This window comes from Nonomuraea sp. B19D2, from assembly GCF_040137845.1.
In the GTDB taxonomy this organism is placed as follows: Bacteria; Actinomycetota; Actinomycetes; order Streptosporangiales; family Streptosporangiaceae; genus Nonomuraea.
Genome location: NZ_JBEFAK010000029.1, coordinates 22,087 through 46,625 on the forward strand (window position 1 = coordinate 22,087; position 24,539 = coordinate 46,625).

At 69.9% G+C, this 24,539-nt stretch carries 24 protein-coding genes; 15 read left to right on the forward strand and 9 right to left on the reverse strand.

What is annotated here, in order from left to right; genetic code table 11:
- Positions 1-49: 49 nt before the first annotated feature.
- The 5 genes from ABN273_RS38855 to ABN273_RS38875 are packed head-to-tail and all read left to right on the forward strand — an operon-like array spanning position 50 to position 4,782.
- Entirely contained in the window at positions 50-2,062 is a 2,013-nt protein-coding gene (locus ABN273_RS38855) for an adenylate/guanylate cyclase domain-containing protein (protein WP_349454225.1), read from the forward strand.
- 33 nt (positions 2,063-2,095) lie between these two features.
- The gene (locus tag ABN273_RS38860; RefSeq protein ID WP_349454226.1) at positions 2,096-2,758 is read left to right on the forward strand and encodes a Crp/Fnr family transcriptional regulator; all 663 of its coding nucleotides are present in this window, start codon (positions 2,096-2,098) and stop codon (positions 2,756-2,758) included.
- Positions 2,759-2,792: 34 nt separating this feature from the next.
- Entirely contained in the window at positions 2,793-4,238 is a 1,446-nt protein-coding gene (locus tag ABN273_RS38865) for an MFS transporter (protein ID WP_349454228.1), read from the forward strand.
- A gap of 2 nt (positions 4,239-4,240) precedes the next feature.
- Positions 4,241-4,465: a hypothetical protein gene (locus tag ABN273_RS38870; protein WP_349454229.1), complete on the forward strand. Its 225-nt coding sequence runs from the start codon at positions 4,241-4,243 to the stop codon at positions 4,463-4,465.
- Positions 4,462-4,782: a type II toxin-antitoxin system PemK/MazF family toxin gene (locus ABN273_RS38875; RefSeq protein ID WP_349454231.1), complete on the forward strand. Its 321-nt coding sequence runs from the start codon at positions 4,462-4,464 to the stop codon at positions 4,780-4,782. Before ABN273_RS38870 ends, ABN273_RS38875 begins: the two co-directional genes overlap by 4 nt.
- Here the strand turns inward: ABN273_RS38875 and ABN273_RS38880 are convergent.
- Both ABN273_RS38880 and ABN273_RS38885 read right to left on the reverse strand, forming a co-directional pair.
- Positions 4,775-5,524, reverse strand: a complete 750-nt coding sequence (locus tag ABN273_RS38880; RefSeq protein WP_349454233.1) for a methylenetetrahydrofolate reductase — start codon at positions 5,522-5,524, stop codon at positions 4,775-4,777. The two genes, ABN273_RS38875 and ABN273_RS38880, sit on opposite strands and share 8 nt — an antisense overlap.
- A gap of 10 nt (positions 5,525-5,534) precedes the next feature.
- Entirely contained in the window at positions 5,535-6,173 is a 639-nt protein-coding gene (locus ABN273_RS38885; RefSeq protein ID WP_349454364.1) for a TetR/AcrR family transcriptional regulator, read from the reverse strand.
- A gap of 72 nt (positions 6,174-6,245) precedes the next feature.
- Between ABN273_RS38885 and ABN273_RS38890 the strand changes: the two genes are divergently transcribed.
- Complete coding sequence (locus ABN273_RS38890; protein ID WP_349454235.1) at positions 6,246-7,691, forward strand: DHA2 family efflux MFS transporter permease subunit; 1,446 nt, start codon at positions 6,246-6,248, stop codon at positions 7,689-7,691.
- 16 nt (positions 7,692-7,707) lie between these two features.
- On the opposite strand, the gene ABN273_RS38895 is transcribed toward ABN273_RS38890, so the two are convergent.
- Positions 7,708-9,582, reverse strand: a complete 1,875-nt coding sequence (locus ABN273_RS38895) for an ABC transporter ATP-binding protein (protein WP_349454237.1) — start codon at positions 9,580-9,582, stop codon at positions 7,708-7,710.
- Positions 9,583-9,617: 35 nt separating this feature from the next.
- The gene (locus ABN273_RS38900; protein ID WP_349454239.1) at positions 9,618-11,678 is read right to left on the reverse strand and encodes a PhoX family protein; all 2,061 of its coding nucleotides are present in this window, start codon (positions 11,676-11,678) and stop codon (positions 9,618-9,620) included.
- Positions 11,679-11,792: 114 nt separating this feature from the next.
- Between ABN273_RS38900 and ABN273_RS38905 the strand changes: the two genes are divergently transcribed.
- Positions 11,793-12,230 carry a sterol carrier family protein gene (locus tag ABN273_RS38905; RefSeq protein ID WP_349454241.1) on the forward strand — a complete coding sequence of 146 codons (438 nt, stop codon included), beginning with the start codon at positions 11,793-11,795 and terminating at the stop codon, positions 12,228-12,230.
- Here the strand turns inward: ABN273_RS38905 and ABN273_RS38910 are convergent.
- Positions 12,227-13,240 (reverse strand): DUF4190 domain-containing protein, encoded by a 1,014-nt coding sequence (locus ABN273_RS38910; RefSeq protein WP_349454242.1) that lies wholly within the window; start codon positions 13,238-13,240, stop codon positions 12,227-12,229. The genes ABN273_RS38905 and ABN273_RS38910 overlap by 4 nt on opposite strands.
- Positions 13,241-13,465: 225 nt before the next feature.
- Between ABN273_RS38910 and purF the strand changes: the two genes are divergently transcribed.
- The gene (purF, locus tag ABN273_RS38915) at positions 13,466-14,902 is read left to right on the forward strand and encodes an amidophosphoribosyltransferase (protein WP_349454244.1); all 1,437 of its coding nucleotides are present in this window, start codon (positions 13,466-13,468) and stop codon (positions 14,900-14,902) included.
- On the forward strand, positions 14,899-15,924 hold the full coding sequence (gene purM / locus ABN273_RS38920; protein ID WP_349454245.1) for a phosphoribosylformylglycinamidine cyclo-ligase: 1,026 nt from the start codon (positions 14,899-14,901) through the stop codon (positions 15,922-15,924). The genes purF and purM overlap by 4 nt, the downstream gene beginning before the upstream one ends.
- 159 nt (positions 15,925-16,083) lie before the next feature.
- Here the strand turns inward: purM and ABN273_RS38925 are convergent, their stop codons facing one another.
- Together ABN273_RS38925 and ABN273_RS38930 are read right to left on the reverse strand one after the other, a co-directional pair.
- Complete coding sequence (locus ABN273_RS38925; protein WP_349454246.1) at positions 16,084-16,314, reverse strand: DUF3073 domain-containing protein; 231 nt, start codon at positions 16,312-16,314, stop codon at positions 16,084-16,086.
- A gap of 150 nt (positions 16,315-16,464) precedes the next feature.
- The gene (locus ABN273_RS38930) at positions 16,465-17,544 is read right to left on the reverse strand and encodes a Glu/Leu/Phe/Val family dehydrogenase (RefSeq protein WP_349454248.1); all 1,080 of its coding nucleotides are present in this window, start codon (positions 17,542-17,544) and stop codon (positions 16,465-16,467) included.
- A gap of 107 nt (positions 17,545-17,651) precedes the next feature.
- On the opposite strand from ABN273_RS38930, the gene ABN273_RS38935 reads away from it, so the two are divergent.
- Both ABN273_RS38935 and bldC read left to right on the forward strand, forming a co-directional pair.
- Positions 17,652-18,515, forward strand: a complete 864-nt coding sequence (locus tag ABN273_RS38935; RefSeq protein ID WP_349454249.1) for a DUF8083 family protein — start codon at positions 17,652-17,654, stop codon at positions 18,513-18,515.
- A 322-nt stretch (positions 18,516-18,837) separates the two neighbouring features.
- Positions 18,838-19,041, forward strand: coding sequence for a developmental transcriptional regulator BldC (gene bldC / locus ABN273_RS38940; RefSeq protein WP_013133571.1), 204 nt, complete (start codon positions 18,838-18,840; stop codon positions 19,039-19,041).
- A 121-nt stretch (positions 19,042-19,162) separates the two neighbouring features.
- Here the strand turns inward: bldC and ABN273_RS38945 are convergent, their stop codons facing one another.
- Positions 19,163-19,813 carry a TetR/AcrR family transcriptional regulator gene (locus tag ABN273_RS38945; RefSeq protein WP_349454250.1) on the reverse strand — a complete coding sequence of 217 codons (651 nt, stop codon included), beginning with the start codon at positions 19,811-19,813 and terminating at the stop codon, positions 19,163-19,165.
- Between the two features lie 155 nt (positions 19,814-19,968).
- Between ABN273_RS38945 and ABN273_RS38950 the strand changes: the two genes are divergently transcribed.
- The 4 genes from ABN273_RS38950 (at position 19,969) to ABN273_RS38965 (ending at position 23,978) form a co-directional block, all read left to right on the forward strand.
- Entirely contained in the window at positions 19,969-21,018 is a 1,050-nt protein-coding gene (locus ABN273_RS38950) for a LacI family DNA-binding transcriptional regulator (protein ID WP_349454251.1), read from the forward strand.
- 214 nt (positions 21,019-21,232) lie between these two features.
- The gene (locus ABN273_RS38955) at positions 21,233-21,481 is read left to right on the forward strand and encodes a hypothetical protein (protein ID WP_349454252.1); all 249 of its coding nucleotides are present in this window, start codon (positions 21,233-21,235) and stop codon (positions 21,479-21,481) included.
- 95 nt (positions 21,482-21,576) lie between these two features.
- The gene (locus ABN273_RS38960; protein ID WP_349454253.1) at positions 21,577-22,389 is read left to right on the forward strand and encodes an N-acetylmuramoyl-L-alanine amidase; all 813 of its coding nucleotides are present in this window, start codon (positions 21,577-21,579) and stop codon (positions 22,387-22,389) included.
- Complete coding sequence (locus ABN273_RS38965; RefSeq protein ID WP_349454255.1) at positions 22,386-23,978, forward strand: beta-N-acetylhexosaminidase; 1,593 nt, start codon at positions 22,386-22,388, stop codon at positions 23,976-23,978. Before ABN273_RS38960 ends, ABN273_RS38965 begins: the two co-directional genes overlap by 4 nt.
- 1 nt (position 23,979) lies before the next feature.
- On the opposite strand, the gene ABN273_RS38970 is transcribed toward ABN273_RS38965, so the two are convergent.
- Positions 23,980-24,534, reverse strand: a complete 555-nt coding sequence (locus ABN273_RS38970) for a GNAT family N-acetyltransferase (RefSeq protein ID WP_349454256.1) — start codon at positions 24,532-24,534, stop codon at positions 23,980-23,982.
- Positions 24,535-24,539: the final 5 nt, after the last annotated feature.

Genomic DNA, 24,539 nt, shown 5'->3' on the forward strand with positions numbered 1-24,539 from the left:
CGTAAAACGACGCATTGGCGGCCGCGATCACCCGTGGATAATCGGGTCTGTGTCGACCCCGTACCTGCCTCCGGCCACGCATCCCGTGCGTGGCGTGGTCTGGGGCATCCACCTGGTGCTGCCGCTGCTGGGCCTCTGGCTCCTGCTGACGCACCCGGACGTCAACATCCCCTGGCAGCACAACCCCAGCCACTTCTGGATGATCATCACGGTGGCCGGGCTCAACGTGGTGCTGGGCGTCATGATCAGCGAGGCGTCGCGGCGGCGGCAGGACGCCCGGCTGTTCCTGGTCTCCATGGTCTTCCTGAGCAGTGCCGGGTTCTTCTTCCTGCACGGGATGGCCACCCCGAAGATCATCCTGCCGACCGGCTCGCTGGGGTTCGACCTGGGCCAGCAGGCGGGGCTCACGATCGCGGCGGCGTTCGCGTTCGCCTCCGCGCTGCCGCTGGGCGAGCGGGCGGCCACGGCCGTGCTGGCTTCCCAGCACTTCGTCCGCGCGGTGCTCTTCGGCTTCATGGCCGTCTGGGGGCTGGTGTCGCTGATCCCGGGGCTGACGCCGCTCAGCGAGCCGCCGCCCGCGTCGCCGGTCCCCTGGCTGGCCTGGGCGTCCATTCCCGGCCTCCTGCTGTACGGCGCGGCGAGCGTGATGATGTTCCTGCTGCATCGGCGGCGGCCGTCAGCGATGCTGATCAGCCTGATCACGGCGTACGCGCTGCTGGCCGAGGCCATGGTCGCGGGGATGTCCCAGCTCAACTGGCACCTGTCCTGGTGGATGTGGCACCTCCTGCTCACGCTGGCCTTCGTCTTCGTGGCCTACAGCGCCCACCTGCAGTTCAGGCGGGAGGGGTCGAGCGCGGGGCTGTTCGACTCGGTGGCGCTGTCGGCGACCGTGGCGCGCATCCAGCAGGACTACGACCGGGCGCTGGAGGAGCTGGTCGAGCACGTACGCCGGGGCGAGCCGCTGGCCGCGACCCGGCTGTCGGGCAAGTTCCGGCTGAACGAGGGCCAGGCCGCGGTGCTCGACCGGGCCGGCGAGGCGCTGGCCAACGAGCGCGAGCTGTCCGAGCGGCTGGCCGCCCTGGTGGCGGTGAGCGCCCAGACCAAGGTGGGGCTGCCCGAGGGCCAGTTGCTGGCCACGGCGCTGGAACGGGTGCGCCAGGCGTACGGTGACGTGAAGATCGGCCTGGTCGCGGAGGGCAAGGCGCAGATCGGCTCCCGCGAGTACGAGTTCGCCGGCAACCAGCCCGTCAGGCGCAACAACCTGCTCGCCTTCCCCCTGACGGTCAAGGGCCACCTGGCGGGCGTGCTGGAGGTGCCCGTCGGCCGCACCCCGCAGGACGAGGCGCTGGCCGCCACCCTGGCCGGGCAGTTGTCCATCTCCCTGGAGAACGCCCGCCTCTACCAGGAGCTCGACACGCTCTTCCGGCAGTACATGTCGCCCGACGTGGCCAACGCGCTGCTGGCCGACCCGGCGCAGGCGGCACTCGGCGGCGAGCTGAAGGAGCTGACCGCGCTCTTCGCCGACCTCAAGGGCTTCACGAGCTTCTCCGAGAAGGTCACGCCCGGCGAGATCGTCGAGATGCTCAACCGCTACCACACGGCCGCCGTCCCCTGCATTCTCAACAACGGCGGCACGATCGTGCAGTTCGTCGGCGACGCGCTGCTGGCCCTGTTCAACGCCCCCGCCACGCAGGCGGGCCACGCCAGGGCCGCGTGCCGGGCCGCGCTGGACATGCAGCGGGCCGCCGCCGAGGTGGCCGAGGAGATGGCGTGGAAGCGGGTGGACGACGTCGAGTGGCCGACGTTCAGGGTGGGCGTCAACACGGGTCCCGCCCTGGTCGGCAACATCGGCAGCCCCGAGCTGCGGGGCTTCAACGCGATGGGCGACTGCGTGAACGTGGCGGCCAGGCTGGAGGGCATCGCCGAGCCTGGCACGGTCGTCATCGGGGAGACGACGCTCAGGCAACTGGGACGTGGCGCGTCGGTGAGCCCCCTGGGCCGGCTCAGCCTCAAGGGCAAGGAGGAGCTCGTCGCCGCGTACGTTCTGACTGATTTGCAATAGAAGGGTGACTCTCGTACCGACATAATCGGGCGCATGGAGCCTGAGTCCGGCGAGTTCCTGTCCATGCTCACCGACGAGGAGGTCGCCGCCCTGCGCGCGGCCGGCCGCCTGCGGCGGTGGGATCGCGGCGCGACCGTGATCAACGAGAGCGACACGTCCGACTGGGTGCTCGTGCTGCTGGAGGGCCGGGTCAAGTGCTCGTCGCACACGAGCGCCGGCACCGAGGTCGTGCTGGCCGTGCGCGGCCCCGGCGCGTTGCTCGGAGAGATGTCGGCCATCGACGGGTCGCCGCGCTCGGCCACGGTGACCGCGCTGGAGCCGATCTCGGGCATCGTGGTGCGGGACTTCTCCTCGTTCCTGGAGTCCCACGGGCGCATCGCCGTGCTGCTCATGCAGCTCGTCACCGCCAAGCTGCGGGACGCGGACAGGAAGCGCATCGAGTACGGCGCGTTCGACACCACGGGCCGGGTCGCCACGCGCCTGCTCGAGCTGGCCGAACGCTACGGCCAGCAGACCAACAGCGGGGTACGCGTGGCGCTGCCCCTGTCGCAGGACGAGCTGGCCGGCTGGACGGGCGCCTCCCGCGAGGCCGTCAGCAAGGCGCTGCGCACGCTGCGCGACCGGGGACTGATCGAGACCGGACGGCGGCGCGTGGTCATCCACGACCTCGACGGACTGCGGAGGCGGGCCCGATGAGGGCCGACGTACGCCGTACGTCATAGTGGAGGGCATGGTCGCCGAGGACAGTCGCTTACGTTACGCCTGGCGCGTGTGCGCGGTCACCAGCCTGGGGCTCGTCCTCATCGGCATCGCCGGCAGCACGCTCAACGTCGCGCTCCCGGCGGTCGTGCGGCACTTCCACGCCAGCGCGCTGGAGTCCGGCTGGATCCTGCTGGCGTTCCTGCTGGTCAACACCGCTTCGCTGGTGTTCTTCGGCCGGGTGGCCGACCTGCTCGGCAGACGGGAGGTGTATCTGGCGGGGTTCGCGCTGTTCACGGTGGCCTCGCTGCTGGCCGGGCTGTCGCCGGGCGTGTGGTTCCTGATCGCGATGCGCGTGCTGCAGGCGGTCGGAGCGGCGATGATCCTCGCGAACGGCACAGTGATCATCACGGACGCGTTCCCGCCCGACCGGCTCAGCCAGGGCATGGGCGTCTACATCGGCACGCTGTCGGTGGCGCAGCTGGCCGGACCCACGCTGGGCGGCCTGATCGCGGAGACGGCCGGCTGGCAGTGGATCTTCTGGGTGAACGTGCCGGCCGGGCTGGTCGCGTTCGGCGTGGGCGCGGCGATCTTACGCAGGATGCCGAAGAGGCCGAAGGAGCCGGTGGACGCGCTGGGCAACGTGCTGTTGTTCGCGGCGCTGTCGGCGGCGCTGCTGGCGCTGTCGGAGGCGGGCTCTGGCGGGCTGTCCAGCCCCGTGGTGCTGGCCGGCGCCGGGGTCTTCCTGGTGCTGCTGCCGCTGATCGCGCTGGCCGAGCGCCGCTCTGCCAACCCGGTGCTGGACTTGCGGCTCTTCGCCGGGCGGCTGCTGGCGTACGCGAACCTGGCCTCGTTCTGCAACGCCCTGGCGCGCTCGGCGCTGATCCTGGTGGTGGCGCTGTACTTCCAGGCGGCGAGGGGGCTGGACGCGTTCGCGGCGGGGCTGAGCGTGCTGCCCGTGCCCGTCGGGATCGGCCTGGCCTCGCCGATCACGGGGGTGCTGGGGCGGAGGGTGTCGCCGTACGCGCTGTCCATCGGCGGCGCGTCGATGAGCGCTCTGGGGCTCGGCACGCTGATGCTGACGGCCGATCCCGCCACGCCGTACTGGGTGATCGGGATCGGGCTGTTCGTGGCGGGCTGCGGCAGCGGAACGTTCCTGACCGGCAACACCACCCAGGTCATGCGGGCGCTGCCGAGCGGGAGCCTCGGGGTGGTCAACGGCTTCCGCGTCATGATCATGAACATCGGCATCGTGATCAGCGTCGGCCTGTCACTCAGCGTCCTGACCAGCTCCGTCGGACCCTCGCTGCGGGCCCAGGTGTACGCCGGGACGCTGTCCACGCTGTCGCCGGTGGCGGTGGGGCAGCTGATGGAGGGGTTCCAGCGGACGTACGCGGTGCTCTTCGCGGTCGCGCTGACCGGTGCCGTTCTTGCGAGCCTCGCCCGACCATGTGTTACAAAATGTGTTACACTTTAGCTATGGGAGTACTCAACGTACGCACTGATGAAGCGATGGAGACGGCTCTCCGCGCCCTGGCGGGCGAGACCAGAAGCCGCTCCGAGGCGGTTCGCTACGCCATCCTCCACACTTACAAGGAGATGCTGCTCCGGCAGGCATCGGCCGATGCTGATCGACTGCGGAACGACCCGGACGACCAGGCCGAGATGCTCGCGATCCAGCGCTTCATGGGCGTAGTGGAGTGATATTCCGAGGCGCAATCTATGAGATCAAAGCACTTCCGGGGACTCGCGATCATGAGCAACAGGGCCGCCGCTACGCAGTGATCATCCAGTCGGATCACTTCGCCACCAGCACGGTCACTGTCGCCATGACCTCGTCAAGCGCCGGACCTGCGATCTATCGCCCGGAGATCGAGTTCAACGGCACGAAATCGCGCATTCTGACGGACCAGATCTATTCCGTGTCGCCGTCGAGGCTCGGCGATTTCAAGGGCGCGCTCGAAGCACACGAAACCGCAGAACTCGATCGCGCCCTGATGCTGAAACTCGGCCTCATCTGAGGGCGGCGGCCAGCCTGGACTCCACGTCGCGGTAGCGGGTGACCGGGATGAGGTGCACGCCCGCGAAGGCACCGGACTCGCGCAGGGCGAGAACCTGCTCGCAGGCCGCCTCTACCCCCGCCATGCGGTCGGCGGTCACCCTCCGGATCAGGTCCTCCGGCAGGTCGATGTCCGGGATCGTGCTCGCCAGCATGCGGGCGTGGCGCTCGCTGGCCAGGACCATGACGCCCGCGTAGACCGGCACGTCGACCGGGTGGGCGTCGCGCCAGCGCAGCTGCGCCTCCAGCGAGAAGCCGACCTGGAGGAACAGGAAGTCGGCCGCGCGCTTCCACGCGGGCAGCGAACGCATCGAGGCCGCCGCGCCCAGGCGGAAACCCGGGGAGAACTCGCGAGCCTCCTCGATCATCGAGCGCACGGTGAGGTCGCTCGTGCGGTTGCCGCTGGTCGGCTTGTCGCCGTAGACGAAGAGGAACTGCTCCACTCCGTACGCCGCCGCCGTCAGCAGGTCGCGCCGGAAGCCGAGCAGATTGCGGTCGCGCGAGTTGAGACAGGCGATGCCGCGCCCGCCCATCGCCTCGACCTCGTGGGCCACCGCCACGCTCGACACGGTCGCGCGGCCGATGTGGTTGTCGGGGATGAGGAACGAGTGGGCGATCTTGCTCATCGTGCCGATCTGGTGCCTGACGTGCTTGAGGTCGGGCTTGGTGGGCGGTTCGATCTCGCAGATCAGCTCAAAGGTCACGAGCACGACCCTAACGTCTGGCCGCCAGCGCCTCTATGCCGCTGAGCACGAGCTCGACGCCGAACGTGTCGTACAGCCCCGCGTCCATCCCACCGACCAGCGGGGCGGCCATCTCCACCAGGTACGGATACTTCTCGGCGGGCAACGACTGCAGGCCCGCCCGCTTGGCCCGGACGATGTGCTCCTCGCCGGGCCGGACGTGCACGGGAGCGTCGGCGATGGCGATGGCGCTCTGCAGCAGGTATTTGCTGATCAGGCAGCTCTCCTCCACACCGAACCCCGCCGTGCGGGCCAGCCCCAGCGCCTGGTCCCAGACGGCCAGATAGTTCGACACCGCGATCACGTCGACCTGCTCGAACACGTGCTTGGCGCATGGATGCACGCGCAGCGTCCCGACGAGGCCCACCACGAGGTCGCGCAGCTGCTCCTGCCACGGGCGATCGTCGGCCGGCTTGGGTGCGAAGCCGGCGATCAGGTGGTCGGCCATGCCGACGAGCAGCATCTCCTTGTTCTTGTAGTGCCAGTAGAGGGCCATCGGGGTCACGCCCAGGTCGGTGGCCAGGCGCCGGATCGTCACGGCGTCGAGCCCTTCGGCGTCGCCGATCTCCAGTGCCCGCTCCGCGATCGCCTGCGCGGTCAGTTTTCCCATCACGGTTGACAACTATACGCCGTACAAGTTCAACTATACGACGTACAAGTACGGCGTATAGGAGGAAATTTCGTGAGATGGTGGGCGCTGGTCGCGGTGACCTTGGGCACCTTCATGACCTACTTGGACAACAACGTGGGCAACGTCGCGTTGCCGACGATCCAGCGGGAGCTCGGGCTGACGATCTCCGGGCTTGAGTGGATCGTGAGCTCGTACATCCTGGTCTTCGCCGGGCTCATGCTGGTCGGCGGCCGGCTCGCGGACGTGTTCGGGGCCCGCAGGGTGTTCCTCGGCGGGTTGGCCGTCTTCACGCTGTCCTCACTGGCCGCCGGGCTGGCCGGGTCGGGAGCGACCTTGATCGCGGCGCGGGCCACGCAGGGCGTCGGGGCGGCGCTGCTCACGCCCACCGCGCTGACGCTGATCACCCAGATCTTCCCCGACCCGGGCGAGCGCGGGCGGGCCGTGGGCATCTGGAGCGCCGCCGGGGCGCTTTCCATGGCGCTCGGGCCGATCACGGGCGGCTTCATCAGCCAGAACCTGCACTGGGGCTGGATCTACCTGATCAACGTCCCGATCGGGGTGGTGACCTTCGGCCTGGGGATGTGGGCGGTCAGACCCGCCTTCACCCGCGTACGGCACCGCATCGACCTGCCCGGCCTGGCCACCTCCGCCCTCGCCCTGTTCGCCCTGACCTACGCGCTCATCGAAGGCGAGGGCGCCGGCTGGACCTCGCCGGAGATCCTGGCCGCGTTCGGCGTGTTCGGGGCGGCGGCCGTGGCGTTCGTGCTGGTCGAGGCGCGGGCCGCCGAGCCGATGATCGCGATGTCGCTGTTCAGGGCCAAGGTGTTCACCGGCGGGCTGCTCACCAGCGGCATCTGGTCGTTCGGCGTCTTCGGGATCTACTTCTTCAGCGCTCTGTGGCTGCAGAACGTGCTCGGCTTCTCCCCCACCCAGGCGGGCGCGGCGTTCGTACCGATGGCCCTGGTCATGGCCGTGATCGCGATGTTGTCGCAGCGGATCAGCGCGCGCATCGGCATCGGCCCCACGGTGGCGCTCGGCATGGCGCTCATGGGGACGGCGATCTACCTGCTCTCCGGACTGGGCGCCGACGCCGACTACGCGGACGTGGCGCCCTGGTTCCTGCTGTACGGGCTGGGCGGCGGCATGCTGGTGCCCCTGACGGCCGCGATCCTCGGCGGCATGCCCAAGGGCAGGTCCGGCGTGGCCTCGGGCGTCCTGAACGTGTCACGCGAGGTGTTCGGGCTGCTCGGCGTCACCGTGCTGGGCGCGATCCTGAGCTCCAGGCAGGGCGGCAGCGACCAGCCGCCGCTGCTCGCCTTCCTGGACGCTTACCAGTTCACCCTGGTCATCGCGGCCGTCGTGGTGCTGGCGGCGATCCCGGTCGCGCTCTACTCGTTGCGAGGGAGCGCCGTCGCCTGGAGGAGCGGCGGGAGCGAAGCGACCAGAGCGGGGGAAGGCGACGGCATCGAGGGCGACCGAGCCCGCCTCACGAAGTGAGGCTATGAACACAGCCTCAGGCCGCCGCTACCGTGGGCTCGTCGAACTGAGTGCGGTACAGCTCCTCGTAGCGGCCTCCGGCGGCGAGCAGGTCGGCGTGCGTGCCGCGCTCGACCACGCGGCCGTCCTCGATCACCAGGATGAGGTCGGCGGCGCGGACCGTGGAGAGCCGGTGCGCGATCACCACGGCGGTCCGGCCTTCGAGCGCCTCCCCGAGCGCCGCCTGCACGGCCGCCTCGGAGGTGGAGTCGAGCGCCGCCGTGGCCTCGTCCAGGATCACCACCCTGGGCCTGGCCAGCAGCAGCCGGGCGATCGTCAGCCGCTGCCGCTCGCCGCCCGACAGGCGGTAGCCGCGCTCGCCCACCACCGTGTCGAGCCCGTCGGGCAGCGACTCGATCAGGGCGGCCAGCCTGGCCCTGGTGAGGGCGTCCCAGAGCTCCTCCTCGCTCGCCTCGGGCCTGGCCAGCAGCAGGTTGGCCCTGATCGTGTCGTGGAACAGGTGGCCGTCCTGGGTGACCATGCCGAGCGTGTCGCGGATCGAGTCGGCGGTCAGGTCGCGTACGTCCACGCCGCCGAGGCGTACCGCGCCCGAGTCGACGTCGTAAAGCCTGGGCAGGAGCTGCGCGATCGTGGACTTGCCCGCGCCGGACGAGCCGACCAGCGCCACCATCTGGCCGGGCTCGGCCTTGAACGAGACGCCGTGCAGCACGTCGACGCCGCCGCGCGAGTCGAGCGTGGCGACCTCCTCCAGCGAGGCGAGCGAGACCTTGTCGGCCGAGGGGTAGGCGAAGCGCACGTCGTCGAACTCGACCGGCACCGGGCCGTCCGGCACCTCGCGGGCGCCGGGCCTGTCCTGGATGAGCGGCTTGAGATCGAGGACCTCGAAGACGCGCTCGAAGCTGACGACCGCGCTCATGACGTCCACGCGGGCGCTGGCCAGCGCGGTCAGGGGCGCGTAGAGGCGGGTGAGCAGCATGGCCATCGACACGACCGCGCCGGGCGCGAGCTGGTCGCGCAGGGCGTAGAAGCCGCCGAGCCCGTACACCAGTGCCAGGGCGAGCGCGGAGACCAGCGTCAGCGCGGTGACGAAGGCCGACTGGGTCATGGCCGAGCGCACCCCGATGTCGCGCACCCGCCTGGCCCTGCGCGCGAACTCGGACGACTCGTGCGCGGGCCGGCCGAACAGCTTCACCAGCGTCGCGCCGGGCGCCGAGAAGCGCTCGGTCATCTGCGTGCCCATGGCCGCGTTGTGGTCGGCCGCCTCGCGCCGGAGCCTCGCGATCCTCGTGCCCATCCGCCGGGCGGGCAGCAGGAACACCGGGAGCAGCAGCAGCGCGAGCAGCGTGATCTGCCAGGAGATGCCGATCATCGCGATGAGCGTCAGCACAAGCGTCACGACGTTGCCCGCCACGCTGGACAGGGTGTCGGTGAAGGCCCGCTGCGCCCCGATCACGTCGTTGTTCAGGCGGCTGACCAGCGCTCCGGTACGGGTTCTCATGAAGAACGCGATCGGCATCTTCTGCACGTGGTCGAAGACGGCCGTACGCAGGTCGAGGATCAGGTCCTCGCCCAGGCCCGCCGACAACCACCGGTTCAGCAGCCCGAGCCCCGCCTCGGCGAGCGCCAGTCCCGCGATCGCCAGCGCCACCACGACGACCACGTCCAGGGGCTCGCCCTGGAAGATCGCGTCCACCACCCGGCCCGCGAGCAGCGGGGATCCCACCGCTAATCCCGCCATCACCACGCTGAGCAGCAGGAACAGAGTGATTCTTCGGCGGTGCGGCCGGGCGAAGCCGCCGATACGACGGAGCGTCGCCCTGGTGACAGGGCGACGCTCCTTCTGGTTGTTCATCGAGTACAGCTGGTGCCAGGCGGTCGTCTCCATGCTCATGGCATGGAACGGTATTGCCTCAAGTTAACTTGAGGTCAAGCGCCGATCTTCTTGCCCTGGCCGTGCCAGACCACGGCGACCGACGGGCGCGGCTGGGTGCCGTCGGGCCAGCGGCTGGAGGGGTTCTCCGGGCTGGCGCCGTCGGTCTCGCCCGGGTGCTGCACCGCCACGAACACGCTGCGCTGGTCCTGGGTGACCAGCGGGCCACAGGTCTCCGCCCCGACCGGGACGGTGAGGAACTGGCGCAGGTGGCCGCGCTCCCGTCCCCGCACCGGCATCACGAACATGCCGTCGTTGCTGCCGAGCTGGTTGCCGTCCGTGGAGATCCACAGGTTGCCGTCCCTGTCGAACGTCACGTTGTCCGGGCACGAGATCGGCGAGACCTTGGTCTTGTCGTAGCCGGCGAAGTAGGTGGTGGCGTCGTTCGGGTCGCCGCAGACCAGCGGGAGCGACCAGGCGAACGTCTTCTCGCCCGCGTCGTTCCGCTTCTCGACGATCTCGAGGACGTGGCCGTGCTTGTTCGACGGGCGCGGGTTGGCCTCGTCCACCTGGGCCGCGGTGCGGTTGGTGTTGTTGGTCAGCGCCACGTACACGCCGCCGGTGACGGGGTTGCGCTCCATGTCCTCCGGGCGGTCCATCTTGGTCGCGCCCACCTTGTCGGCGGCCACGCGCGTGTAGACGAGGACCTCGGCGGCGGTCATGCCGGCCACGAACGACTTGTCGCCGGAGACCAGCGGGATCCACTCACCCGAGCCGTCGAACTCGCCGTCGGAGGGCAGCTTGCCGCTCCCGTCGATCTCGGTCTTCGGGCTGTCGCCGGTGAACTTGGCCACGTACAGGGTGCCCTCGTCCAGCAGCGTCCGGTTGTGCCGGTCGAAGCCCGGGATGTAGCGGTCCTTCGAGACGAACTTGTAGATGTACTCGAAGCGCGAGTCGTCACCCATGTACACGACCAGGCGGCCGTCGCGGGCCAGCGTCGTGTTGGCGGCCTCGTGCTTGAACCGGCCGAGCGCGGTCCGCTTGATCGGCGTGGAGTCCGGGTCGAACGGGTCGATCTCCACGATCCAGCCGAACCTGTTGGCCTCGTTCGGGTGCTTGGCCAGGTCGAAGCGCTCCTCGACCCGGTCGAACCTGCGGTTGCCGGACGGCGTGCCGGTGGTGATCGTGTAGCGGGAGATGTACGGCTTCTGCGCCGCGGGCACCTTGTCGCCGTTGACGAAGTACTGGTCGATGTTCTCCTCGGCGGTCAGCACGGTGCCCCACGGGGTGGTGCCGCCCGAGCAGTTGTTCAGCATGCCGATGGGCTTGCGGCCCGCGGGGTCGGCGGCCGTCTTGAGCAGGTCGCTGCCGGCCGCGGGGCCGGAGAAGGTCATGGGGGTCTGAGCGGTGATGCGGCGGTTGTAGCGGCGGCGTCCCTTGGTGACCAGCTTCCACTCGCCGGCGCCGTTCGCCCGCTCGATCTCCACGACCGAGCCGCCGTGCGCGGCCAGCCCGATCTTGATCTGCTCCTCGGTCGCGGCGGCGCCGCCGGTGTAACCGCGGAACATCAGGCTCTCGTCGGTGTACTCGTGGTTCACCCAGAGCAGGGCGCGGTCGCGGCCCATCGGGAAGAGCGTGACGTAGTCGCAGTTGTAGCCGAACTGCCTGTTCTGCGCGTCGGCGCTCTGGTTGTCGAAGTCGAACGCGGGCGCGTCGGGCAGCACGGGGTCGCCCCAGCGCACGACCACGGACGAGCGGTAGCCGTCGGGGATGGTCAGAGCGTCATCGGTGTTCGGCTTCACCGGGGTGAAGCGGATGTCGCCGGTCTGCCGGCCCCTGGCCGCGGCCGCCGTCTCCGGCTCGTCGGCCATGGCCGGCGCGGCCCCCGCGATACCGGCGCCGGCCACGAGGGCGCCGAGCGCGCCGGCGCGCAGCACGCCGCGCCGCGACAGCGCCTCCTTCACCACATCGCCGAAGTAGGCGTTGGCAGTGGTGTTGGCCACGTCATGCGCGCACGCGTTGCCGCAGCGGAACTGACAGGTCAGCGCGGAGCGACCGCCTTTGTGCGGGGTCGAGAGCAACGGCAGCAGCCGGCGCCCCGCGTTGGGGTTCGCCACAGGTCCTCCATCTTTGTGCGCGGTTGTACCGCCGGGAGGTTACGGTTACCGGCGAAACTTGAGGTGAACGACGACCTCCGTCTTGATGAACGCTTCCAGGGAGACAATGGTGGGGTGCCACCACGCAAACCGGATCAGGAAAAGCTGAGATCAGCGCTCGACGGCCAACTCGTCGCCCTGGACGAGCCTCCCTACGACGGCCCCGCGTCATCGCTCCCCGACGCGCTCGTGGCCGCCGTGCTGGCCGCCTACGACCGCGGGATCCAGCCCGAGCGCGACGCGGCCAGGCAGGCGGTGCGCTATCTGCTCGACCGGCTGGCGACCGCCGCGCCGGGCAGGACCGTCGAGGTACGCGTCCCGCCCTACGCCGCCGTCCAGGCCATCGAGGGCCCCCGCCACACCCGGGGCACGCCGCCGAATGTGGTGGAGACGGACGGGCGCACCTGGATCGAGCTGGCCCTGGGCCGGCTGACCTGGGCAGAGGCCATGGCGAAAGGCCTGGTCTCGGCCAGCGGGGCGCGGGCGGACCTGTCGGAGCATCTGCCGCTCTAGCGGTTACCGGTCATCCAGGGGAACTTCTGCTCGAAGCACCTGTCGGCGAGCTGGCCCGGCAACTGCGCGCATTCCTGGACCACGTTCCAGAACCAGATGGCCACGATCGCGAAGAGGACGAGCGAGAGCGCGCTGATCACGATTCCTGCTATGGCGCGGCCCTTGCCGGCGCGCTTGGCGAGCGCCACGCAGCCGAAGACGATCGACAGGATGGCGGTGATCAGGCCGGTGAAGCAGACGAACACCAGGAACGGGCTGGCCACGCCGAGCACCAGCGACGCGGTGGCCAGGCCGCTGCCCGGCTGTGCCTGCTGGTACGGGGCGCCGTAGGGCGCTCCCGCGGGTGGCGGGCCGTAGCCGGGCGGGCCGCCGTACGGGCTGGAGGGCATGGTGCCGGGGACGGTCGGCTGCTGCTCCTGCGGCGCGCCGTACGCGCCGTGGTACGGCTCTCCGCCGGGCGTGCCCTGGCCGGGCGGCGGACCTCCCCCTGGCGGCGGAGTGACGCCCCCGGGCGGGGTCGCGCCGGACGGCGCGCCTTGTCCCGGTGGGGTGAAGGACGGCTGCTCGCCCTCCTCGTAGCGCGACGGCGTCGGCTTGCCCGGCGCCTCCCCCTCGCCGGGCGCGCCTCCCCAGCCGGGGTACGCCGGCGTGGCCCCGGGGACCGGGAACGCCTGGGTCTTCTCGGCGTCGCCACCGACGGGCGGCGGGGTCTCGGGCGAGGTCGGCAGATCGGGATGGGTCGGCTCACCGCCCGGCCTCGGCTCGTGCGTCGGCGGCACGTCAGGCGGCGGGACCACGGGCGGCACGGGAGCGATCGGCTCCTCACCCTCCCCAGGACGCTCCTCACCCTGGCCAGGACGCTCTCCGCCCTCCCCAGGACGCTCGTCCTCAGAAGGCTCCCCCTCGCGCCACCAGTCGGGCGCGTGCTGGCCGGGCTCTTCCTCTTCCCGACGGCCTTCGCTCGGGTCCTGCCCCGGGCGGGGCTCGTTCGGGTCCCCAGATGTGGTCACGTCTGCGTCTCCCCGACGGGTCTGCATGCCGGATACTTCACCCTTTCGCGGAGGGGGTCGGCTAAACCAGGCGACACGGTAAAAGGCCGCCCATACTTGCGTCTTCATCCGCCAAAACGGCAGGCGACGGCCGTGCGCCTGGGCCTGGGATCCGCCGCGAACCACAGCCGCTGATATCGCACCCGGGTGTGCGAGCACAGAAGCCGTCAACCTAGACTGAGGCATGTGCTGAAGGGCGACGGCCGGCTCGGCCATGACCTGGACCCCCATGACCGCGCTCCCAAGGACGCCTGTGGCGTCTTCGGCGTCTGGGCTCCGGGCGAGGAAGTTTCCAAACTCACCTACTACGGGCTGTACGCGTTGCAGCACCGCGGCCAGGAGTCCGCGGGCATCGCGGTCAGCGAGGGCAGCCGTATTCTCGTCTACAAGGACATGGGCCTGGTCTCCCAGGTCTTCGACGAGTCGGTGCTCGGCACCCTCCGCGGCCACCTGGCCATCGGCCACTGCCGCTACTCCACCACCGGGTCGAGCGTGTGGGAGAACGCGCAGCCCACGCTGAGCTCCACCGAGGTCGGCGGGCTCGCGCTCGCCCACAACGGCAACCTCATCAACACCCCCGAGCTGGCCCAGCGCCTGGCTCCGGGCTCCATCCGCGCGACGACCGACACCGAGGTCCTGACCACGCTGCTCGCGCAGGACCGCAGCCGTTCCGTCGAGGACACGGCGGCGGAGCTGCTGCCGCAGGTCAAGGGCGCCTACTCGCTCGTGTTCATGGACGAGAAGACGCTCTACGCCGCCCGCGACCCGCAGGGCATCCGCCCCCTGGTCCTGGGCCGGCTGGAGCGGGGCTGGGTGGTGGCCTCCGAGACGGCCGCGCTCGACATCGTGGGCGCCACGTTCATCCGCGAGATCGACCCGGGCGAGCTGCTCACCATCGACGAGAGCGGCGTCAGGTCGCGCAAGTTCGCCCTGGCCGAGCCGAAGGGCTGCCTCTTCGAGTACGTCTACCTCGCCCGCCCCGACACCACCATCGCCGGGCGTGGCGTGCAGGTCACCCGGGTCGAGGTCGGCCGCGTGCTGGCCCGCGAGCACCCGGTCGAGGCCGACCTGGTCATCCCCACGCCGGAGTCCGGCACCCCGGCCGCCGTGGGCTACGCCCAGGAGAGCGGGATCCCGTACGGGCAGGGGCTGGTCAAGAACTCCTACGTGGGCCGCACGTTCATCCAGCCCTCGCAGACCATCCGCCAGCTCGGCATCCGGCTGAAGCTCAACCCGCTGCGCGAGGTGGTCGAGGGCAAGCGGCTGGTGGTCGTGGACGACTCGATCGTGCGCGGCAACACGCAGCGGGCCATCGTCCGCATGCTGCGCGAGGCCGGCGCGCGGGAGGTGCACGTACGCATCTCCTCGCCGCCCGTGGCCTGGCCGTGCTTCTACGGCATCGACTTCGCCACCAGGGCGGAGCTGATCGCGGGGTCGCTGACCGTCGAGGAGATCCGGGCCTCGCTCGGCGCCGACACGCTCGGCTACATCTCCCTGGAGGGCCTGACCAAGGCCACCACCATCCCCGCGGAGCGCCTGTGCAGGGCCTGCTTCGACGGCTCCTACCCCATTCCCATCGACCAGGACAATGTGGGCAAGTTCGTGCTGGAGAGCAAAGCGTGAGTACGTATGAGGCCGCCGGCGTGGACATCGCCGCAGGTGAGCGCGCCGTCGACCTGATGAAGGACAAGGTGGCCGCCTCGCGGCGGCCCGAGGTCGTCGACGACGCCAGCGGGTTCGCCGGGCTGTTCGACGCCTCGGCGCTGCTGCGCTACCGGCGGCCACTGCTCGCCACCTCCACCGACGGCGTGGGCACCAAGGTCATGATCGCCCAGCGGTACGGCAAGCACGACACGATCGGCATCGACCTGGTCGGCATGGTCCTCGACGACCTGGTGGTGTGCGGGGCCGAGCCGCTGTTCATGACCGATTACATCGCCTGCGGGAAGGTGGTGCCCGAGCGCGTCGCCGAGATCGTCGGCGGCGTGGCCGAGGGGTGCCGCCTGGCGGGAGCCGCGCTGGTGGGCGGCGAGACGGCCGAGCACCCGGGGGCGATGGGGCCGGACGAGTACGACCTGGCCGGGGCCGGCACGGGCGTGGTCGAGGCCGACGCCATGCTGGGGCCCTCGCGGGTCCAGGCGGGCGACGCCGTGCTGGGGCTGGCCTCCTCCGGAATCCATTCGAACGGCTACTCGCTGGTGCGCCACGTGCTGCGCGAGGCCGCGCTCTCCCTCGACGCGGTGCTGCCCGAGCTGGGGCGGCCGCTGGGCGAGGAGCTGCTCGAGCCCACCCGGATCTACTCGCTCCACTGCCTGGAGCTGGCCAAGGCCGTCGACGTGCACGCCTACGCGCACATCACGGGCGGCGGCATCGAGGGCAACCTGTCGCGCTCGCTGCCGGGGCAGCTGGACGCCCTGCTGGACCGGTCCTCGTGGACCCCGCCGGCCGTCTTCGGCGTGCTGGCCGGGCACGGCGACATCGCGCAGGCGGACCTGGACCGCACGTTCAACCTCGGGGTGGGGATGGCGGCCGTGGTGGCCGCCGACTCCGCGGACGAGGCCGTCCGGGTGCTCGCAGCCCGTGGCGTGGACGCCTGGGTGATGGGTGAGATCGTCCCAGGGAACGGACGGGCGCGCTACCGGTAAAGCGAGCTGAGCCCCCGGCCCATCGATGGGCGGGGGCTCAACACGTGAAGAACGACCACGTGACGAAAGCCCCACGGTTGCCCGTAGGGCCCGACGAGCATGGACGAAGATCCGGCGCGGCCCCGCGCCAGATCTTCGTCACATCAACCAGAAGGACGGCTACCTACGACCGGAAGGACGGCCATCGTCGTCGTCTCCGGCGCCGTAGTCATCGGCGTAATCGGCATAGCGATCCGCCAGCTCATAGTTGAGGTCGTCGGCGTCGTCACTGCGGCTGGAGTCTCCGACCCCGAGTTCGTCGCGAAGACGGTCAAGATCCGTGCCACCGCTGTTGTACTTCAGCTGGCGAGCAACCTTGACCTGCTTGGCCTTTGCTCGGCCGCGCCCCATTGGCTCGACCCCCTCGTGTGGGGTCGTCCCCGACCCCTCGTCGCTAACGCACCACACACTGACGCCGCTCTCTTTGGGCGTCAGCCTATCGTTCGCCTATTACCGTACCTGTTTTGTGCCCAGCTCGGTACGCCGTATGGGCGCGGGGCGTCAGCGGCCCAGCCAAATGCCCCGAATACGCCCGACTTCCGACATTCTGCGCTCGGCTAGCCTATCCGCTGCGACGGCGGGAGGAACGCCCTCATCGGCCGCGATTCGGAAGATCTTCAGAGTCGTGTCATAGATCTGGGTCGCCTTCGACCTGGCTCTCTCCATGTCGAAGCCCTCGATCTCGTCCGCGACCTGGATCACACCCCCGGCGTTGACGACGTAGTCGGGCGCGTACAGGATGCCGCGCTCGGCGAGCTGCTTCTCCACGCCGGGATGGGCGAGCTGGTTGTTGGCCGCGCCGCAGACGATCTTCGCCCGGAGCCTGGCGACCATGGCGTCGTCGAGGACGCCCCCCAGCGCGCACGGCGAGAACACGTCGATGTCGGACGCGGTCAGCTCCGCCACGTCGGCCACCACGTCCACCTCCGGCCTGCGCTGGCGCACCCGCTCGACCGCCTTGGGATCGACGTCGCAGATCACCACCTCGGCGCCGTCTTCGCGCAGGAGCTCGACCAGGCGGTGGCCCACCTTGCCGACCCCTTCGACGCCGACCCGCCTGCCGTGCAGCGACGGCGTGCCGTACGCGCGCTCGGCCGAGGCCCGCATGCCCTGGAACACGCCGAAGGCCGTGAGGATGGAGGAATCACCCGCCCCGCCGTGCGCCTGGGTGCGGCCGGTCACGAAGCGGGACTCGCGGGCGACGACGTCCATGTCCTCGCTGTAGGTCCCCACGTCGCATGCTGTGATGTAGCGGCCGCCGAGCGACTGCACGAACCGCCCGTACGCGCGCAGCAGCGCCTCGCTCTTGTCGCGGGCCGGGTCGCCGATGATGACGGCCTTGCCGCCGCCCAGGTCGAGGCCGGCCAGCGCGTTCTTGTAGGCCATGCCTTTGGCGAGGTTGAGCACGTCGGCCAGGGCCGCGCTCTCGCTCTCGTACGGGTAGAACCGCGTGCCCCCCAGGGCCGGGCCCAGCGCCGTGTTGTGGATGGCGATGATGGCACGCAGGCCGCTCTGCTCGTCGGCGCAGAACACGACCTGCTCGTGGACGTCCTTGTGGGACGAGCCGAAGACGTCGGTCACTGTGGTGACTCCCTGTCCGGTCCGCCGCACCTTTGCGACGGAGATCACGTCTCAGCGTAGTAAGCCTCAACGGTGCACGCAGGTTCGCTTCGTGACACGATGCCTCCGTGCTGCCCTATGCCGCCTACCTCCGCGTCTATGAGCCACTGACCGCGTTCGCCGAGTCCGAGCGCAAGGTGTGGGCCGACTACGCCGACTCACGTGACCGCCCGCGACGCGCGAACGCGCTCAATGCGGAGCACGACGAGTCGGTGATGCGCCTCCTCGGCATGCCCCCTCAACCCGTTCCCGCCCAGGAGAGCCCCAACGCCTATCTGAGGCGCGTTGAGGACCGTCTATACGTATGCCCTTGGCAAACCCGTCTGCGCTCGTGGCTGGCCTTCTCAAGGCTGCGTGGCACCACTCCCGCGAAACTGATGGACCGCCTCGTGCCCAAGGCGATCGCGGAACAGACCGCGGACGACTTCGACCGGTACAAACGGCAGGCCGGTTCGTCCGCGTTGCGCACCCACATTCGCACCACGGCGTGGCATGTGCCGCCATCGTGGTTCGTGCCGTTTGATGGGAACGAGCGCTGGCTGGTGCTCGGTTCCTCCACTCCTGGACAGGACGTGACGACGACTACCGGACGTAACTTGATCTACGTCACCTCCATGGCGCAGGCCAGGAGGCGGACGGCTCGCGCGCTCGGCGTGCTGCGCAGGCACCTGGGGGATGTCGCGGCCAACTTCGACGTGGAGGACGTCGCCAGGTGGCTGGAGGAGTTCCATCCCCACTCCCTGGTCGAGCTCGACTACGGCGGGCTCGTTCGCCTCATGGACGATGACGCTCTGCAGGCGGACCAGTCGGTCGCCGAGCTGGCGGCCGCTCTCACGGGCCTGGACACGGGTCAAGAAGAACTTGCCTACGCCATGTACCAGAGGGTGATCCTCCGGTGGAAGTCAATGCAACAGCTGGAATCTGCCAACTGAGGCCCAATACGACCGTCTGACCTGCATGAGTAGGTCACGTCTCGCGGCTGCTCTCTTCTGCGAACTGAGTAGTTTGCCGTTTTCACTGCGATACCACGAACCGTGTCGCTAGAATCACCGAGCGTGACATCCCCATGGGGGCGGGCAGTTGGGTCAAAGAAGGGCTCGCCAATCGCTCTGCGTGGCGGTATGGTCACATCGGGTGATGCCGCATATGGCTCGGAAAAGCCGCACGCTCTGCGCCATAGGGGGACATCCGTGACACGCGCAAAGGCAGTCACAGGATCGCTAAGCCGGTCCACACGGAGGAGAGGCCGCACAAATGTCAGCTCGTACACCCGAGGCCGAGCCACTGCTCACGCCCGCCGAGGTCGCGACCATGTTCAGGGTCGACCCCAAGACCGTTACGCGGTGGGCAAAGGCGGGTAAGTTGACGTCGATTCGCACCCTCGGCGGTCATCGGCGTTACCGGGAGACCGAGGTCCGGGCACTGCTCGCGGGCATTCCGCAGCAGCGCTCGGAGTGAATGAGGGGTCGTCACGAACCTCAGGGGGGTTTGGTGAGCCAGGCCGACGGCCTGGTCCACCACTGTGACGACAACGTCGCACGGGAGAGGTGGCGCCGCCCGCCCGGCGCCATTCTTCTCGCTACACCAAGCGTTCGAGCAGCCTGGCCACGTCGCCGTCGTGCGCGGCGGCCACGCGGAGCAGCGCGACCATGTGATCGACGAGCAGCTTCTCCAGCGTCGGCCGTTCGATGTCGCGATGCTCGAGCCAGTCGAGGCCGGACGTCTCCACTGAGGCGATCCACGACCGCAGGGTCATGCGGAGCACCGGGCTCGGCTCGTCGACGTTCATCTGCTTCTGGATCAGGCGGAAGAGGCGCTGGCGCACACCGTCGACGATCTCCCCGATCTCGCCCGCCCTGTTGGCGGGGCCGCCACGCAGCAACGCGGCGAAACCGGTCGCGTGCTCCTCGACGAAGTCGAAGTAGCGTCTGAGCCCCGAGGCCAGCTCGTCGAGCGGCCTGCCGCCCTCTTGGGGACGCAGCCGGGACTCCAGCTGCTCCGCCGCGCTCCTCAGCGCGGCCACATAGAGCTCCTGTTTGCCGCCGAAGTAGTGGTAGACCAGGGCCCGCGAAGCTCCTGCCGCGGAGGCCACGTCGTCGATCGAGACGTCTTCCGCGTCACGGGTGCTGAACAGCTCGAGCGCGGCCGCCATCAGCTCCTCGCGACGCCGGTCGACGCTGAGCCTGCGCCGCGCCGGCCGTGCCGTCTCGGCTGACTTCCCGGGTGTCACACCTGCACAGTAGCCGACGCCATGCCATCGGCTGACGTGTGGATATCCGGTCAATATCGGCATCCCTGCGGCAATCAGTGACGGAGGCCGTACCCTGCGGCTAACTCGATCGTTTGGTCAGACAGGTGCCCATATCCGCATCGCGGGGGAGACACATGTCAGGACCGCCCGTCAACACTTCAACCATTACTGAGCTCAGAGAGGTAGACACGCTGCCTCGGCCCAGACCGACCATTCGCAACGTCGCCGAACGAGCCGGCGTCTCGAAATCGCTGGTCTCTCTCGTACTGCGCGGATCCCCGCACGTGAGCGAGCACCGGCGCCAGGCCGTGCTGCAGGCCGCCCGCGAACTCGGCTACCGGCCGAACGCGGTCGCGCGGAGCCTGGTGGAAGGCCGTACGCATCTGGTGGGCGCGCTCGTCGCCGACCTGCACAATCCGTTCTACGCCGAGTTCCTCGACGGCCTGCAGGAGAGCCTGCACGGCGACGGGCTGCGCATGCTCATCGGGAACAGCCAGTGGGACCCGGCCTTCGAGGACGAGGCCGTCGAGGCCTTCCTCGAGCTCCGGGTGGACGGGCTGGTCCTCCTGGGCATCCCGCCGACCAGCGAGACGCTGATCGAGGCCACCGCCTACACCCCGACCGTCGTCGTAGGGGAACGTGACATCGAGCTCGACGGCGTCGACATCGTGGTCGACGACGACCAGCTCGGCGCCCGCCTGGCCATCGATCACCTGGTCGAACTGGGCCACAAGCGCATCGCGCACATCGAGGGCCGCCGGTCGTCGCGCTGCGAGGGCTACCTCGTGGCGATGCGCAGGCACTCGCTGGCGCCGTACATCATGGTCGAGGCCGCGGACTCGACCGAGGAGAGCGGCAAGGAGGCGGCGCTCGCGCTGCTGACCCGCGATCCAAGGCCCACGGCGATCTTCGCCGCCAATGACGTGGTGGCGCTCGGCGTGCTGGCGGCCGCGGGCGAACTGGGCCTGAGCGTCCCGGGAGACCTCTCGGTCGTCGGCTACGACAACACGCACCTGGCGGCCTCACATCACGTGTCGCTCACCTCCGTCGACCAGGCCCGCCGCTCCATGGGCAGGTCTGCGGCAGCGCTGCTGAGCGACCGGATCGGGGACCCCGCCAAGGTCTCCCGCATGCGGGAGATCCACCCCGAGCTGATCGTGCGACGGAGCACGGGCCCCGCTTGAGACGAATGAGAAATCTGCAAAGCTGACTGCCGCTGAGGCGAGGATCACGCAAGCGACGGTAGGGCGGCAGTCTGCTGGGCAGGTTTCTTGTTCGCAGAGCCCCAAAGCTGGGTCAAGCCGCGCGGAGACGTGGCCGCGCGGCTGTTTACTCGTCAGGGTCATGCTAATTGTGGCCGGATTCACTCCGGTCACGATCTGATCCGGGGGAACAGTCATGCGTGATCCGGAACTGGTGTCTTGCGCCCAGCGCGCGGCGGCCGAGCTCGAGCGTGCCTGGGGGCACTGGCGGGCGGGAAGGGGCCGGGGCAACGACGGCACCGCGGAGTCGGTCGCCAGCTACGTCGCCCACTCCCTCGACCACCCGTGGGGGCGGCCCCGCGTCGTCCTCGGGCTCGACGCCGAGGACGCGCGGGAGCTGGCCGCCCTGCTGGAGCGGCAGGAGGTCGGCGAGCACGTCTGGTGAGTGCGTGCGCTCGCAGAGGACGCACGGCCCACTCGACCCCGCCGCGATCGGCATAAAACCGGTTTGTGCCCCGGGCTTGTCGTAAGTTGGATGCCATGCGTGCTCTGCCAGCCTCAGTACTCGCCGTTTGCGGCCTGATCGCCTCCGCGTGTGGCGGCACCGGCTCCGGTGGCGCCGCCGCAGGTCAGGCCGCTCCCGCGACCGTCGTGGAGCAGGCCCCCGCCAAGCAGGCCCCGCCAAGCGCCAAGCCGCTCGAGGGCAAGGTCGTCGTGATCGACCCCGGCCACAACGGCGGCAACTACCGCGATCCGAAGGCCATCAACCGCAAGGTCAACGTGCTGACCCAGTGGAAGGCCTGCGACACGACGGGCACCCAGACCAACAGCGGCTACACCGAGGCCGCCTTCACGTGGGACGTCTCACAGCGGCTCGTCAAGATCCTCGAGGAGCGCGGCGCCAAGGTCGAGCTGACCAGGCCAAGCAACAACGGCGTCGGCCCCTGCATCACCCAGCGGGCCGCGATCGGCAACAAGGCCGACGCCGACGCGGCGATCTCCATCCACGGCGACGGGTCGGCCCCGGGCAACCGCGGCTTCCACGTCATCATGCCGAAGAAGATCAACGGCCCTGTGGACAAGGTCGTGGGCGCCTCGAGCAAGCTGGGGATCGACGTACGGAACGCCTACGCCAAGGGCACCGGCATCCCGTACTCCAACTACATCGGCCGCAACGCGCTCGACTACCGCAACGACCTCGGCGGGCTCAACCTGTCCACGGTGCCGAAGATCTTCATCGAGTGCGGCAACATGCGCAACGCCGGCGAGGCGGCCAAGATGCAGGATCCGAAGTTCCGGCAGAAGGTCGCGGTGGCGCTGGCGAACGGATTGCAGCACTATCTCAAAGCATGATTCCTCGCCCAGAGCTGCTCACCGAGCTTTCCGGTTCCTTCGAGCTGACCTCGGGTGCGACCGTGTCCGGCGACCTGGTCGACGCCGTACGCCGCGCGCTGCCCAGGCTGGACCTGCGTCCCGGCGACTCGGGTGAGATCGACGTACGACGGGATCCGGGGCTGGGCGAGGAGGCGTACCGGCTGACGGTCGGCTCGCGGGGCGTGGAGATCGTGGCCGGCGGGCGTGCCGGGGCCTTCTACGCGGCGCAGTCACTGCACCAGTTGCTGCCCGACGCCTCCTACCGCTTCTCCACCGCAGCCTCGTGGCCCGTGCCCGGGATGCGGATCGAGGACGCGCCGCGGTTCGCCTGGCGCGGGCTGCACCTGGACGTGGCGCGACATTTCTTCCCCAAGCGGGAGATACTCCGCCTGATCGACCTGATGGCGGTGCACAAGCTCAACCGCCTCCATCTCCATCTGGTTGACGACCAGGGGTGGCGGGTGGAGAGCCGGGCGTACCCGCTGCTGCACGAGGTCTCCTCGCACCGGCCGCGCACGATGACCAACTTCCACCGGGGGCCGGTGGCGTACGACGAGATCCCGCACGGCGGCCACTACACGCTCGACGACCTGGCGGAGATCGGCGCCTACGCCCGCGCCCGGTGCGTCACGATCGTTCCCGAGATCGACGTGCCGGGGCACGCGTCGGCGATCCTGGCGGCGTACCCGGCGCTCGGGGCCACCGGGGAGCCGTACGACGTGCTCGACCGGTGGGGCATCTCCCCCGCGATCCTGTCGCCGCTGCCGCCGACCGTCGAGTTCCTGACCACGATCTTCGACGAGCTGATCGGGGCGCTCGGCGAGACGCCCTACGTGCACATCGGCGGCGACGAGGTCGTGCTGGACCACTGGAGCGAGTCGGCGGAGATCGTCGCGTACCGCGACTCGCTCGGGCTGGCCTCGTCCAACGACCTGCAGGCGTGGTTCCTGCGGCGGCTCGCGGACGCGCTGGCCGAGCGGGGCGCGCGGGCCGTGGTGTGGGACGAGGCGTTCGTCAGCGGCGGGCTGCGCCAGGACACCCTGGTCATGCCGTGGCGGGGCATGGGCGTGGGCCGGCGGGCCGCCGCGGCGGGTCACGACGTGGTGGCGACCCCGGTGTTCCCGCTGTACTTCGACTACGCGGAGTCGTCCTCCGCCGACGAGCCGATGGCCATCGGGGACGCGATCACCGTCTCCGACGTGGCCGCCTTCGACCCCGCGCCCGCCTCGTGGACGGACGGGGAGCGTGCCCGGGTCGTGGGGATGCAGGCGCAGCTCTGGACCGAGCGCGTGCCGGACGCCCGTACGGTGGACTACCGCCTGTGGCCGCGGGCCTGCGCCCTGGCAGAGGTGGCCTGGGCGGGGTCGTCCTCTGACGGCTTCACCGGGCGGCTGGCGGAGCACCTGGGGCGGCTGGACGCGATCGGGGTGGAGTACCGGCCCCTCGCGGGGCCGCACCCCTGGCAGCGGCGGCGCCCGCACCGGCCGGGCGTGGTGAACGTCTCCGACGTGATGGCCCGCATCGACGCCATGACCCACGACGCGGAGTCGACCCGGCCGAGCCTGTGACTCAGGGTGCCGGGCGGTCGTTGAGAATGCGCTGGAAGAGGCGGTGGTCCTGCCACCTGCCGTCGATCGCGAGGTAGCGCTCCGCGGTGCCGTAAGGCTCGAACCCGGCCTTGAGCAGCACGTTCTGCGAGGCCACGTTGTCCAGCAACGTGCCCGCCGCGATCCTGTGCAGCCCGAGCTCCTGGTCGGCGATGCGACACACCTCCCGCACGGCCGCGGTGGCCAGGCCGCGGCCGGTGTAGTCGGCGTCGATCCAGTAGCCGAGGTCGGCGCTGAGCCAGGGGCCGCGGACGATGCTGTTGAGCGTCATGCGGCCCACGATCTTGTCGCCGTCCACGAGCACCCAGGGCATCGTGCGGCCCTGCGCCTGCTGCTCCAGCAGGTCCTTGAGCCGCATGGCCTGGCCCGGCAGGGTGAAGAAGTCCGCGGGCCTGCGGGGCTCCCATGGCTTCAGATGGTCGCGGTTGCGGGTGTAGGCGTGCAGGAGGGCCTCGGCGTCCTGCACGGCGGCAGGTCGCATGACGACGCCGTCCGAAAGGGGCACTTCTTCGATCACCCGCC

Bases quoted from the DNA above. Each gene is read 5' to 3' on its own strand.
- ABN273_RS38860 (WP_349454226.1), top strand. From the start codon at position 2,096: ATGGAGCCTGAGTCCGGCGAGTTCCTGTCCATGCTCACCGACGAGGAG.
- ABN273_RS38865 (WP_349454228.1), top strand. From the start codon at position 2,793: ATGGTCGCCGAGGACAGTCGCTTACGTTACGCCTGGCGCGTGTGCGCG.
- ABN273_RS38870 (WP_349454229.1), top strand. From the start codon at position 4,241: ATGGGAGTACTCAACGTACGCACTGATGAAGCGATGGAGACGGCTCTC.
- ABN273_RS38885 (WP_349454364.1), bottom strand. From the start codon at position 6,173: ATGGGAAAACTGACCGCGCAGGCGATCGCGGAGCGGGCACTGGAGATC.
- ABN273_RS38895 (WP_349454237.1), bottom strand. From the start codon at position 9,582: ATGAGCATGGAGACGACCGCCTGGCACCAGCTGTACTCGATGAACAAC.
- ABN273_RS38925 (WP_349454246.1), bottom strand. From the start codon at position 16,314: ATGGGGCGCGGCCGAGCAAAGGCCAAGCAGGTCAAGGTTGCTCGCCAG.
- bldC (WP_013133571.1), top strand. From the start codon at position 18,838: ATGTCAGCTCGTACACCCGAGGCCGAGCCACTGCTCACGCCCGCCGAG.
- ABN273_RS38950 (WP_349454251.1), top strand. From the start codon at position 19,969: ATGTCAGGACCGCCCGTCAACACTTCAACCATTACTGAGCTCAGAGAG.
- ABN273_RS38955 (WP_349454252.1), top strand. From the start codon at position 21,233: ATGCGTGATCCGGAACTGGTGTCTTGCGCCCAGCGCGCGGCGGCCGAG.
- ABN273_RS38960 (WP_349454253.1), top strand. From the start codon at position 21,577: ATGCGTGCTCTGCCAGCCTCAGTACTCGCCGTTTGCGGCCTGATCGCC.
- ABN273_RS38965 (WP_349454255.1), top strand. From the start codon at position 22,386: ATGATTCCTCGCCCAGAGCTGCTCACCGAGCTTTCCGGTTCCTTCGAG.